Source organism: Brucella rhizosphaerae, assembly GCF_002252475.1.
GTDB classification, from domain to species: Bacteria; Pseudomonadota; Alphaproteobacteria; order Rhizobiales; family Rhizobiaceae; genus Brucella; species Brucella rhizosphaerae.
This window is the reverse complement of record NZ_NNRK01000016.1, coordinates 1-11,960: the sequence shown is the minus strand read 5'-3', so window position 1 is coordinate 11,960 and position 11,960 is coordinate 1. Positions and strand designations below refer to the sequence as shown.

The following is an 11,960-nucleotide window of genomic DNA, read 5'->3' as shown; positions in this document are numbered from 1 at the left end:
TTTCTCTCGTTTGTTACTGCCCGGTTCGGAGAACAATCCCATGAAAATTTATTCGATCGCACTTATTCCCGGCGACGGCATTGGTACAGCAGTGACCGAGGCGGCCTGGGCCGTCCTCAATAAGGCAGCGGGTGGCGATTTCAAGCTGACGGGCACAACGCTGCCATGGTCCTGCGCCTTCTACAAGGAAACCGGCGCGATGATGCCTGCTGACGGCATCGAGACGTTACGCACCTTCGATGCCATCCTGCTCGGTGCTGTCGGTTGGCCGGCGGAAGTGCCCGATTCTGTTTCGCTGCACGGCCTTCTGCTGCCAATCCGTAAGGCTTTCGTTCAATATGCCAATATCCGACCGCACCGTCTGCTGCCGGGCGTTCAGGGTCCGCTGCGTACCGAAGGGTTCGATATTCTTTGCATCCGTGAAAACACCGAGGGCGAGTACTCAGGTGCCGGTGGGCGTGTTCATCAGGGCACGGCTGACGAGGTGGCAGTAGAGACGTCGATCTTCACTCGTACCGGCGTCGAACGTATCCTGCGTTTCGGCTTCGAGCAGGCTCGTGCGCGACGGGGTAAGCTCGCGTCCGTTACAAAGTCCAATGCACAGAAGTATTCAATGGTGTTCTGGGACCAGATCACCGCGCAGCTGGCGGACGAGTATCCCGATGTCGAGGTGATGAGCTATCATATCGATGCCATGGCGGCCCGCATGGTGATGGCGCCGGAAAGCCTTGACGTCGTCGTCGCATCTAATCTCTTTGGTGATATCCTGACGGACCTAGGGGCCGCAATTCAGGGCGGTCTTGGATTTGCCGCATCTGCCAACATCAACCCGCACCGCAGCGCGCCATCGATGTTCGAGCCTGTGCATGGTTCCGCCCCGGATATTGCTCACCTCGGTATTGCCAATCCGATTGCTGCGATCTGGTCTGGCGCGATGATGCTCGAACATCTGGGTGAACGTGATGCAGCTGCCCGTGTAATGACGGCCATAGAGCGTACGACTGCGCAAGGTGTCGGCGTTATAGCGGGCAAGGACAGGACAGAGGTCATTGCAACTGCTGTTCTTTCTACACTTGATTGAGATGCAGAAAATTGTCGCATGAGCCCCGTTGGCTAAATTGGCTCCGGGGCGGCAAGGCCGTCCCATTTTATATTTGAAAACCCCTGCGTCCGGCGAAGTGTGCGGGATTGATGGCTTGCTCAATTCCGCCGATGGATAGGATTCCCCCTTCACGCAAAAGAGCGGCGTTTTCTAATATCCTCGGCTAGCAATCGAGAAGTTCGGCATAGCGATAATTTGCATGTACACCTCTTCCTGATCAATACGGGCAGCCGCCTCTCGACAGCCGCCCGTATTGCGCAGTGCGATCCTCTAATGGAGTATCTGGCTAAGAAATAACCTGGTGCGTTCGTGCTGCGGATTGTCGAAGAATTCGGCAGGGGTGTTCTGTTCGACGATCTGACCCTGGTCCATGAAGATCACGCGGTTGGCGACTTGACGGGCGAAGCCCATTTCGTGGGTCACGCACAGCATGGTCATTCCTTCTTCAGCGAGCGACACCATCGTGTCGAGCACTTCCTTGACCATTTCCGGGTCAAGGGCTGAAGTAGGTTCGTCGAACAGCATAATCTTCGGCTTCATGCAGAGTGAACGGGCAATTGCTACGCGCTGTTGTTGACCACCTGAAAGCTGGCCCGGATATTTGTGAGCCTGTTCCGGGATTTTGACACGCTCCAGATAATGCATTGCCATGGCTTCGGCTTCTCTTTTGGGAACCTTGCGGACCCAGATTGGGGCAAGTGTGCAGTTTTCGAGGATTGTGAGATGCGGAAAGAGGTTGAAGTGCTGGAACACCATACCAACTTCGCGGCGCACCTCGTCGATCTTCTTCAGATCATTGTTGAGCTCGATGCCGTCAACAACGATTTTGCCGTTCTGGTGTTCTTCGAGACGATTAATGCAGCGGATCATCGTGGACTTGCCGGAACCGGAAGGTCCACAGACGACAATGCGCTCGCCGCGCATAACCTTCAGGTCGATGTTCGTGAGAGCGTGATACTCGCCATACCACTTGTGCATACTCTCGATCTCGATTGCCACATCGGTAGCTGAGACCGTCATTTTAGTCGTATCAGCCTGAAGGTCGTTGGCACGTATGACATTTTCGCCCATCATTCGAGTGTCCTCCTGCAATGTCGCGCCTTTGGCAGTAGCCGACGCGATTGATCCTGCTTTTTTGAGTAATGAGACCTTCGTTACTCGATCATTTGGTTTCAGAGAGTGTAGAGCACCTCGTCGCAGACCTGTATCAGCTCGTCAGTGTCTGCAATGGAGAAGGGCAGTGGCGGCCTGATCTTCAGGACATGGCCGAGTGGCCCTGATGCGCTGATGAGCACCCTGCGGCGGCGAAGGGCGTTGACGACAGCGCCCGCCACCTGCGGGGAGGGAGCGCCGTCAACATTGAGAATATCAACGCCCAGGAAGAGACCTTCACCACGGACATCGCCGATGGCAGAGTGACGCTTCGAGAGGGCTTTGAAGCTGGCTTTCATATGCGCGCCGACCTTGGTTGCATTCGCCAGCAGGTCTTCGTCCCAAAGGATGTCGAGAACCGACGTGGCGGCGGCGCAAGCGACTGGATTGCCGCCGAAAGTGTTAAAATAACGCGCCTCGCGGGCAAAACGTTCAAGTACTTCTTCGCGTGCGACGACGCCTGCAATTGGGTAGCCATTGCCCATAGGCTTGCCCATGGTTACGAGATCAGGCACGAGCCTATGGCGCTGAAACCCCCACATATGCGTGCCGAGGCGACCGAAGCCCGCCTGTACTTCGTCGGCTATGAAAAGACCGCCAGCCTCTCGGATTGCGGCCACTGCTCCAGCCAGAAAGCCGGACGGTTCTGCGAAGACGCCGTCACTGGAGAAGATTGTGTCTACCAGAAGTGCCGCTGGACGAATGCCATGACGGTGCATGTCTGCAATAGCGGCTCGCACTTCATGCTCGAAGAACGTACCGACCTTTTCAACGGAGCCGGCGAGGCGTGGATCGGGTGCCGAAACGGTACGCACATCGCTCGCGAGCGGTACGTTGAGGCCGAGCGACGGCGACATGGCGGCAATTGCGTGGCTGATACCATGATAGGCATTGGCGGTAACGATGAAGCCAGTGCCGCTTGTATGATTACATGCGATGCGGAGTGCCAGATCGTTGGCCTCGCTGCCCGTGCAGGTCAGCATCAGGCGGTTGGTTTCTACGGGGAATTGGCCGAGCAGCCGTTCCGCATAAGTTACAATACCTTCATCGAGATAGCGGGTATGCACGTTAAGACGGGCGGCCTGTTCGGCAATCGCCTTCACAACGCGGGGATGACAATGGCCGACGCATGGTACATTGTTGTAAGCATCGAGATAGGCATTGCCTTCCTCATCATATAACCGCACGCCGCTTGCCCGGTCGAAATGGACAGGCTCCTCGTAAAACATCCGATACGGCTGACCCAGAACACGCTGGCGGCGCTCTACGAGTTCACGGGTGCGCTCATCCAAATTTCCGGCGTTCTTTGTGTCGAACGCGTTGATCATCACAGGTATGCTCATGGCGTGTGCCTTCGTTTCTGGAGAGGGCTCCTGAACGGATTTTGCAACAAGATTGACAGTCGCTCCAATCGCTTCCAGGAGCCAGGGTTGTTCTTCATGATATAAGTGCGGTTAGCCGGGGCACGGTCCGCCAGAAATTCGGTCACAAGGACATTGATGACACAGCGGCCAATCATGAATTCCGGCAGCAGCTCGATTTCCAGATCGGTCAACGGCGTGATCTCGTTATAGACGGTCACAATGTCTGCAACATCCAGCAGGTCGTTCTCTCCGCCATGCATCTGCAGCAGGGCTACGCCGGCAAGATCGACAAGGCGAGGCGCATGGACGAGATCGCCGAAATCGATGAAGCCGGCCAGGCGTTCACCGTCGATGAGGATATTCTGACCATTCATGTCGCTGTGCACTGCCTGCGCGGGCAGCTGGGCAAGTTTTGGGCCTGCCACCGCCTCGAACCGGTCGAGCATTGCCTCCGCCAGCGGACGACGGTGCACGTTAATCAAGGCGAGGTGTGGCCGCAGGCGGTTGAGGTTCTTGACATCCCAGATGAGGTCGCGCTTGCTTGCATAGGGATGGTCAAAGCCTGCCAGAACAGTATCAAGGTTGGCGACTGCTTGCCCGATGGCACTTCGTAGCGTGCTGGTTGGAGCCCCGACATGAGAAAGCGGCGTACCTTCGATATAGGTGAGTAACCGCAAATACCGACCATCTTCCACTCCGAAGAAGATGGATCACTCACCGTCGAGAGCCTGGACAACGCGGGGAGCTGTGATTTCTGGTGCGACGCTTTCAATATGGAGAAGAGCCGCACTTTCGAGCTCTACACCATCGAGACTTTCCAGCGGGTCTGAAACCTTTAACGTGAAGCCGCTACCGTCAACCGTGCGGATAAGGAAATTCTGGGTGCGTTCACCGCCAAGTTCGGTGACTTGGCCGCTGATGCCGAAATGTTGCAATGTAAGGGTTTGCGCTTGCGTAGTGCTCAGTGGCGCCATCATCTGACGGTCTCCTGAGAGGCTTCAGCCAGAATGCCGAAACAGTTAACGACGTCAGAGACGATTGCCTTGCGCGCGGCGGTTGCATCCCCGGACGCGATGGCAGTGATCGCAATCTCGTGATCGGGAATGGCGTTTATCAGCTTGCCGGGCTCGGCTTTGGCAAGGCGTACGGAGGGGCCCATCCTCAGCCAGAGTGGCTCAATCATATCGCGTAGGATGGGAGAGTTGCTCATGTCCGCGATGTGCAGGTGAAAGCGGGCATTCGCGCGCAGGAACCGGCTGGTGTCGTTGCCGCGTGCAGCCTCTGTCATCGCATCGAAATGAACCCGCAAACCTGCGAGACTTTCGGGTGTTGAAGCCCACGCAGCACGGGCCGCAGAAAGACCTTCAAGCGCCACGCGGATGTCCCGGATCTCTGTGAGTTCGGCGATTGTCAGGCGCGGAACGATGAAGGTGCGCTCAAGTCGCAGAGCACCGAGGCTTTCGAGCTTCTGAAGTGCGTCGCGGACAGGAACGACGCTTGTACCCAGCGCTGCTGAGAGATTGCGCAGCACAAGCCGGTCACCGGGGCGGAACTCCCCGATAATCAGCTTCTCTTTGATCTGCTGATAGATCTGTTCATTGAGTGTGTCCTGGACGAGCGTTTTGTAGGTCTGCACGTGGCCATCGTCTGTCAGCGCGATTTCTCCGTTGTCCATGTTCATCGCCTCTCGTTGGCAAATTCCCGCTCAAGGCGTCGGGAATGAAGGGAAAGGATGAAGCAGAACATGAAGAATGCGCCGCCAACGACGAGATAGGCCTCACGATAGAAGCCAAGCCAGGCACCGTCGGCAATCGCGCCGCGGGCTCCGCCGAGCACGTCGATGAGGCCAATGATGCTGATCAGTGTGGTGTCCTTGATGGACTCGATGAAAGTGTTGATAATTGCGGGAAGAGCAATACGAAATGCCTGCGGCAACACGATAAGGCGCGAGATCAGGCCGCTGGAAAGGCCAAGGCTGCGCCCCGCTTCCGACTGTCCGCGCGGCACGGCTTCTAGACCGCTGCGTATCGCCTCTGCGAGGTAGGCCGCCTGGAACAGGATCAGCGCCACCTGCGCCCGCAAAATGTTGTCGACGAGGTTGCCGCCGGGCAGAAGGAAAGGAAGCATGGTCGATGCAATGAACAGCACAGCGATCAGCGGCAGCCCGCGCACGATCTCAACATACAGCGAGCAGAAGCGCCGGATGACTGCCGCCTTCGATTGGCGACCGAGCACGATTAGGATCGACAGTGGAAGTGCGAGCACGATTCCAAAAGCTGAAAGACCAACGGTGAGCGGCAAACCACCCCAACGGCTCGTTGATACAGAAGGCAGACCGAAGATGCCTCCGCTCATAAGGATCAGGCTGATCACCATGACCACAATCCAGGCCAGTGCGAGCGCCGGTTTCCAGAAGCGCCGGAACCCACTGAGGATGAGGATGGTGAGTACCAATACGACCGCAAGCGTCGGGCGCCAATACTGATCGATCGGATAGCTGCCGAAGAGGATGATGTGATAACGCTCGTTCAGGAACGCCCAACAGGCACCGGCCGCGGCGCGACAGGTTTCTGGCGAGGCTTTCCCGAAGACGGCATCGGTGACTGCCCACTGATAGAAGCGTGAAAAGAGGTACAGAAGACTGCCAGTGATGATCAGCGTTAGCAGGGCATGCGTCCACGGATGAAAATAGGGGCGGAGCCAGCCTGAGACGCCGCCATTCGAAGGACGAGGGAGTGCTGTGGTAACTTCACTCATGATTTCACCAATTGTGCGCGCTTTTCCAGCCATCGGATGACCGCAGAGGTCAGCAGACTGAGCGTGAGGTATATCAGCAGATAGATGGAGACAGTTTCGATAGCTCGTCCGGTCTGGTTGAGTGCAGTGTTACCCACGGAAACCAAGTCCGGATAGCCGATGAGAACAGCCAGCGTCGTGTTCTTGATCGCGTTGAGATACTGATTGGCCAGCGGCGGCAGCATGAGCCGCACTGCTTGCGGAGCCAGAACCAGATAGAGTGTCAGCATGGGGCTGAGCCCCAGTGAGCTGGCTGCTTCTGACTGGCCTTTTGGCAGGGCTGCAAGGCTTCCCCGCACGATCTCGGCGATGAACCCTGATGTATAGAATGAGAGGCCGGCCAACATCGCGATGTATTCCGGCGTCATGCCCATGCCCCCACGAAAATTGAAGCCTGTGAGCGCCGGTTTCTCAATCTCGCCCCAGCCAAGTGCATATATGACGACGCCCGCGAGTGCAGCCATGGAGATGAAAAAGCCACTTGTGGCAGGGCGGGAGAAGTGGCCCGTTTCGTTGCGCTTCCGCACCATGAGACGCCAGAATGTGTAGCCGCTGAGGAGGCTGAGAACGGTGATAATGATCAGTGCTGGTCCGGCATCGCCGACAAGCACTGTCGGCACCTGGACGCCACGGCTCGAGATGAAGATTGAGTCCCAGAAATTCCATGCCTGACGTGGCGGTGGAAGCACGCGTACAGCAGTCGCGCAGACAACGAGGATTAGCAGAAGCGGCGTGTTGCGCGTCACCTCAATATATGTCTTTGCCAGTGTACGAAGCTGTGGATGGCTCGCACGCCCTGCGAGGCCAATCAGAAGACCGAGTATCGTGGACAGAACGATTGCGGCGAAGGCCAGCTTCACGGTGTTGAGAAACCCGACCAGTAGGGCGCGAAAGTAGCTGTCGCCCGAACTGAAAGAAATCAGGGATTCCCCAATTGGGAATGAGGTGGCGCTCCAGAGGTAGCCGTAATCGATGTTGATACCGCGGGCGGCGAGGTTGGACGCAAGATTGTGCGACAGCCACGCAAGGATTGCGATGACTGCCGCGACAAACAGCGCGTTTTGAAGGCGCTCGCTACGCATTAACGTAACGGTGCTGCATACATGAGGCCACCCTTCGTCCAAAGGTCGTTGAGACCGCGGTCGAGCTTGAGGGGCGAAGCCTTTCCAAGGTTGCGTTCGAAGCTCTCGCCATAGTTCCCGACGGCCGAGACGATCTTCACGACCCAATCATCGGACAGGCCGAGATCTTTGCCGTTACCTGCCGTGGCACCTAAGATTTGCTTAACTTCCGGATCAACCGAGTTCTTCACGAGGTCTGCGACATTCGCTTGCGTGATACCGAGGCGCTCTGCCTCAACAAGAGCAAACATAACCCAGCGAGCTATGAGAAAGAGCTGCTCATCACCACTCTTCACAGCCGGGGCGTAGGGTTCCAGCGTTATGAAGTTCGGGAAAATAATGTAGTCGTCGACATTGCCGTTACCGGCGCGCGATCCGGCGAGATTGCCGTAGTTGCCACCGAAGGCATCACACCGGCCTCCAAAGAAGGCGGCGTCAAGCTGTTCCCAGGCACTCAGGACAAGTGGTGTGTATTTCATGCCGCGCGATTTGAAGAAATTCTCAGTGTTCACTTCAAAAGTCGAGCCCTGCAAGATGCAAACTGTGGCATCTGCCAGCTTGTCCGGGCTGTCGACGCCGAGCGATTTCGGCACCATGAAGGTGTAACCATCAAAATAGTTTGGCGATGTAAAGCGGGCGCTTTGAGCACCTTCCCGGTTAAGCGTGGTCGTCGTGTCGTGAGCAAGAACGTCAATCTCGCCCGACGACAGCAGCACGAAGCGCTCTGAATAGGACGTCTGACGATAGGTCACCTTGGAAGAGTCGCCGAGAATGGCCGCTGCCATCGACTTGCAATAGTCGATATCGATACCGGCGAGTTCGCCGTTCGCTGCCGGTGCTGAAAAGCCGGGGACTGCCTGGCCCACGCCGCAGATGAGTGTGCCTCGTGACTTGATGGCGTCCAGGGCGCTGCCTGCCTGTGCGGCTCCTGTAAAGGCCGTTGCTCCCATCAGTGCGGTCGCACAGGCCAGAATTCCCAGTTTCAAAGTATTCGTGATTTTCACGTTATTCCCCTTTTATTATGTGTTTATATGAGGCCCATCGGCATTATGCAGACGGGCCGTCAGGCTTCGGATTGGGTAATGCAGACGTATTTCAATTCGAGGAACTCCTCGATCCCGTACTTTGAGCCTTCGCGGCCAATACCGGATTCTTTTATGCCGCCGAACGGCGCAACCTCGTTCGACACGAGGCCTTCATTGACACCGACGATCCCGGATTCAATCTGTTCGGCAACCCGCCACATCCGATCGAGATCGCGGGTGAAGATGTAAGCAGCGAGGCCGGAGCTCGTGGCATTGGCGGCCTTGATGACACTTTTCTCGTCCCAGAAGCGCTGTACCGGGGCAACAGGGCCAAAGGTCTCCTCGCTCTCGAAGAGCATTGTAGCGTCTACATTCGTCAGTACAGTCGGCTCGTAGAAAGTCCGCCCAAGTTCGTGACGCTTGCCCCCCACCACAACCTTGGCGCCCTTGCCGAGTGCGTCCGCGATGTGACGTTCCACCTTCGTCAACGCTGCTTCATTGATCAGCGGACCTTGTTGCACAGCATCGACAAATCCGTCGCCGACCTTCAATTTGCTGACTGCGGTCGAGAGGCGTTCGATGAAAGCGTCGTGGACGCCGTCATGCACATATATGCGGTTCGGGCAGATGCAGGTTTGTCCGGTGTTGCGAAATTTTGCATTGAGAACACCCTGCACAGCGACATCAAGATCAGCGTCTTCAAAGACGATGAGTGGGGCATTGCCGCCAAGCTCCATAGCGACTTTTTTTACCGTATTTGCCGACTGTTCGAGCAGGAGCTTGCCGACGCGGGTTGAACCGGTAAAACTGATCTTGCGCACGATCGGGCTAGAGGTCATTTCGCCCCCGATTGCGACAGCGTCACCGGTTACGATGTTAAAAACACCCTTCGGTATACCGGCGCGCTCGGCAAGTTCAGCGAGCGCCAGCGCCGAGTAAGGCGTAAATTCAGAGGGCTTCACCACAACGGAGCAGCCAGCGGCGAAAGCCGGAGCGCACTTGCGGGTGATCATCGCAGCCGGGAAGTTCCACGGCGTGATTGCAGCGACAACACCTATCGGCTGTTTGAGGACCATGATGCGGGACCGGGCGCGTGGAGCAGGGATCAGGTCGCCATATGTGCGCTTTGCCTCTTCCGAGAACCATTCCGCGAAGGATGCGGCATAGCGGATCTCTGCCTGACTTTCAGCGAGCGGCTTGCCCTGTTCTGCTGTCATGATAGTTGCAAGATCGGCAAGATTGGCGACAATCAGGTCGAACCATCGTCGCAATACAATGGCGCGTTCGACGGCAGCCAGCGCCGCCCACCCGTGACGGGATTTCTCAGCTGCTTCGATAGCGCGACGGGTCTCGATTGAACCCATGTTCGGCACGGAACCGATCTCGAGGCCCGTTGCCGGATCAATTACAATCACTGTGTCGCCGCTATCGGCATCCACCCACTCGCCGGCGATATACGCCTTGTCGCGCAACAGAGAAAGATCGTTGAGCCGCTCCTCTAGTCGGCGCGTGCTGTCGTGATGGGTCATAATGCTTCCTGTTCAAATCTTAATCTGTCGAGTGTTATAACACACAACAAATTTCAACCTGTCAATACCGTGTCACCGTTATATTACGCAGCGGCTCTGCTTCCCTTAGGCAAGCGATTGTACGCCATATTTTGAAGGCGGCATGGCGTATCGGAGGCAAGCTGAACTTCAGTGGTTACTGGGAAGTGGATGCAGGTCGTAGATCAGATCATGGATTGATGTGAACCTTTCACATGTCTGTCGTTTGGCAAATATGCGTGCGCATAATCGGCTACGAATGATGGATCTAATGCCCCATAGTGGTATCTGAGCACATTGTTGACCCATGGTCCCGAGGCGGGTTGGTAAACACGATCCGACCCTCACGGCCGTGAAACTTCTTTGTAACTAAAACTTGATAATAACAATCCAGTATTTAAGCGATCACCATAAGGCCGATATTGAAAAGCGTTGACGATGGGTCAAGTGTGACGGCCGCGGGCATACTTGATGGATAAGGCCAAAGCAGAGCAACTTGAAACACTATATAGAAGTGAGCGCGGCCGTTTGGAGCGCATTGCTACACGTAAGGTCAGTTCATTTAGCGCGGCTGATGTCGTGCAGGATGTTTTCGCAGTAATTTGGGCGAAAGCAAAAGCCCATGTGAGCCTTTCACCTTCCTATCTTTCAAAAGCCACGAAATACGCCGCGATCAGCCATTACCGCTCTGAACGGCGACGGCAAGTGCTGCTCGATGGTTTGACAGAAGAGCTGTATGCGCCTCCCGTTATTCTTCCCGATCAAATCGTATCGGCTCGGGAAGATTTAAAGCGTCTGGAAGATACGATAGTCGATTTGCCGGTTCGCACGCGACAGATTTTCTTGCTCAACAGAATGCGTGGTTGGCCTCACACTCAGTCAGACCAGCACCAGCTCTCTGACACTTTACGGCGCAAACACCTATTCGGGTGATACCAACGTTGCCGGTGCAAAACTCATTCAGGGTGCACAGGATGCATTCAGCGGAGCATCGGCCTATTCGGTGGCTGATGGCTCGGCCATTGATCTGGGTGGGTTCTCCACCAATATGGCAGCGCTTTCCAACTCTGGTGCCGTTAACTTTGGCGGCACCGGCGGAACCATGCTGAACATAGCTGGTAATTACACCGGCAATGGCGGCACGCTTGCGATCAATACGGTGTTGGCCAACGATAATGCAGTAAGCGACAGGCTTCAGGTGGGTGGCAACACATCAGGAACCACCAAGGTTCAGGTCAACAATCGTGGTGGTCTTGGTGCTCAGACGGTCAACGGCATCAAGGTGGTTGATGTGAACGGTCAGTCGAATGGTACATTTACATTGAATGGCGATTACACCACCGGGGATGGACAGCAGGCGCTCATGACCTCGTCGGCCTATGCCTATACGCTGCAGAAGAACAGCAAGGCCGGTCCCAATGATGGCAACTGGTATCTTGTCAGCCAGAACACCAAGGCAAATCCGACTGATCCAACCAATCCTACAAACCCCACAAACCCAACCGATCCGACTGACCCGACAACGCCAACGGGTCCGCGTTACAGTGCGGCAGCACCTATCTATGAATCCTATACCGCAACGCTTCAGGCGCTCAATCATCTGTCGACTTTGCAACAGCGCGTGGGAGATCGCTATCTGGGCCAGCAGACAACACAATCGGCAATACAGGCGGCAACACAGACGGCAACACAGGCTGACGCCGCCAGAAATGCTGCGATCTGGGGTCGTGTCGAAGGCGCGCATAACCGGCTGGAAAGCGGTTCGACGGCAGGGGATCTGCATCAGGACATCAATACCTTCATCATGCAGGCCGGTGTTGATGGTCAGTTTTATGAGAACGAGAACGGCAAGC

General features: G+C 56.1%; 12 protein-coding genes. 3 read left to right on the top strand and 9 right to left on the bottom strand.

Going from position 1 to position 11,960, the window contains the following annotated elements; all coding sequences use genetic code 11:
* Positions 1-40 precede the first annotated feature (40 nt).
* Positions 41-1,081, top strand: coding sequence for a tartrate dehydrogenase (locus tag CEV32_RS02150; protein WP_094573803.1), 1,041 nt, complete (start codon positions 41-43; stop codon positions 1,079-1,081).
* 291 nt (positions 1,082-1,372) lie between these two features.
* On the opposite strand, the gene CEV32_RS02145 is transcribed toward CEV32_RS02150, so the two are convergent.
* The 9 genes from CEV32_RS02145 to CEV32_RS02105 form a co-directional block, all read right to left on the bottom strand.
* Positions 1,373-2,176 (bottom strand): amino acid ABC transporter ATP-binding protein, encoded by an 804-nt coding sequence (locus CEV32_RS02145; RefSeq protein ID WP_094573802.1) that lies wholly within the window; start codon positions 2,174-2,176, stop codon positions 1,373-1,375.
* Positions 2,177-2,274: 98 nt separating this feature from the next.
* Complete coding sequence (locus CEV32_RS02140) at positions 2,275-3,597, bottom strand: aspartate aminotransferase family protein (protein ID WP_094573801.1); 1,323 nt, start codon at positions 3,595-3,597, stop codon at positions 2,275-2,277.
* The gene (locus CEV32_RS02135; RefSeq protein ID WP_167382727.1) at positions 3,594-4,295 is read right to left on the bottom strand and encodes a phosphotransferase; all 702 of its coding nucleotides are present in this window, start codon (positions 4,293-4,295) and stop codon (positions 3,594-3,596) included. The genes CEV32_RS02140 and CEV32_RS02135 overlap by 4 nt, the downstream gene beginning before the upstream one ends.
* Before the next feature lie 33 nt (positions 4,296-4,328).
* Positions 4,329-4,595: a hypothetical protein gene (locus CEV32_RS02130; protein ID WP_094573799.1), complete on the bottom strand. Its 267-nt coding sequence runs from the start codon at positions 4,593-4,595 to the stop codon at positions 4,329-4,331.
* On the bottom strand, positions 4,592-5,293 hold the full coding sequence (locus CEV32_RS02125) for a GntR family transcriptional regulator (protein WP_167382726.1): 702 nt from the start codon (positions 5,291-5,293) through the stop codon (positions 4,592-4,594). Before CEV32_RS02125 ends, CEV32_RS02130 begins: the two co-directional genes overlap by 4 nt.
* 2 nt (positions 5,294-5,295) lie before the next feature.
* Positions 5,296-6,375 carry an amino acid ABC transporter permease gene (locus tag CEV32_RS02120; protein WP_094573797.1) on the bottom strand — a complete coding sequence of 360 codons (1,080 nt, stop codon included), beginning with the start codon at positions 6,373-6,375 and terminating at the stop codon, positions 5,296-5,298.
* The gene (locus CEV32_RS02115) at positions 6,372-7,496 is read right to left on the bottom strand and encodes an amino acid ABC transporter permease (RefSeq protein WP_094573796.1); all 1,125 of its coding nucleotides are present in this window, start codon (positions 7,494-7,496) and stop codon (positions 6,372-6,374) included. Before CEV32_RS02115 ends, CEV32_RS02120 begins: the two co-directional genes overlap by 4 nt.
* Complete coding sequence (locus CEV32_RS02110; RefSeq protein WP_143128779.1) at positions 7,496-8,539, bottom strand: amino acid ABC transporter substrate-binding protein; 1,044 nt, start codon at positions 8,537-8,539, stop codon at positions 7,496-7,498. The genes CEV32_RS02115 and CEV32_RS02110 overlap by 1 nt, the downstream gene beginning before the upstream one ends.
* A gap of 59 nt (positions 8,540-8,598) precedes the next feature.
* The gene (locus tag CEV32_RS02105; protein WP_094573794.1) at positions 8,599-10,089 is read right to left on the bottom strand and encodes an NAD-dependent succinate-semialdehyde dehydrogenase; all 1,491 of its coding nucleotides are present in this window, start codon (positions 10,087-10,089) and stop codon (positions 8,599-8,601) included.
* A 489-nt stretch (positions 10,090-10,578) separates the two neighbouring features.
* On the opposite strand from CEV32_RS02105, the gene CEV32_RS23320 reads away from it, so the two are divergent.
* Positions 10,579-11,040 (top strand): RNA polymerase sigma factor, encoded by a 462-nt coding sequence (locus CEV32_RS23320; RefSeq protein WP_143128778.1) that lies wholly within the window; start codon positions 10,579-10,581, stop codon positions 11,038-11,040.
* Positions 10,967-11,960 (top strand): autotransporter outer membrane beta-barrel domain-containing protein (locus tag CEV32_RS02100; protein WP_143128777.1); only part of this gene is annotated, 994 nt, incomplete at its 3' end. The genes CEV32_RS23320 and CEV32_RS02100, both read left to right, overlap by 74 nt.

Coding starts and splice junctions, on each gene's coding strand:
- CEV32_RS02150 (WP_094573803.1), top strand. CDS start 41: ATGAAAATTTATTCGATCGCACTTATTCCCGGCGACGGCATTGGTACA.
- CEV32_RS02145 (WP_094573802.1), bottom strand. CDS start 2,176: ATGATGGGCGAAAATGTCATACGTGCCAACGACCTTCAGGCTGATACG.
- CEV32_RS02140 (WP_094573801.1), bottom strand. CDS start 3,597: ATGAGCATACCTGTGATGATCAACGCGTTCGACACAAAGAACGCCGGA.
- CEV32_RS02130 (WP_094573799.1), bottom strand. CDS start 4,595: ATGATGGCGCCACTGAGCACTACGCAAGCGCAAACCCTTACATTGCAA.
- CEV32_RS02125 (WP_167382726.1), bottom strand. CDS start 5,293: ATGGACAACGGAGAAATCGCGCTGACAGACGATGGCCACGTGCAGACC.
- CEV32_RS02120 (WP_094573797.1), bottom strand. CDS start 6,375: ATGAGTGAAGTTACCACAGCACTCCCTCGTCCTTCGAATGGCGGCGTC.
- CEV32_RS02115 (WP_094573796.1), bottom strand. CDS start 7,496: ATGCGTAGCGAGCGCCTTCAAAACGCGCTGTTTGTCGCGGCAGTCATC.
- CEV32_RS02105 (WP_094573794.1), bottom strand. CDS start 10,089: ATGACCCATCACGACAGCACGCGCCGACTAGAGGAGCGGCTCAACGAT.
- CEV32_RS23320 (WP_143128778.1), top strand. CDS start 10,579: ATGGATAAGGCCAAAGCAGAGCAACTTGAAACACTATATAGAAGTGAG.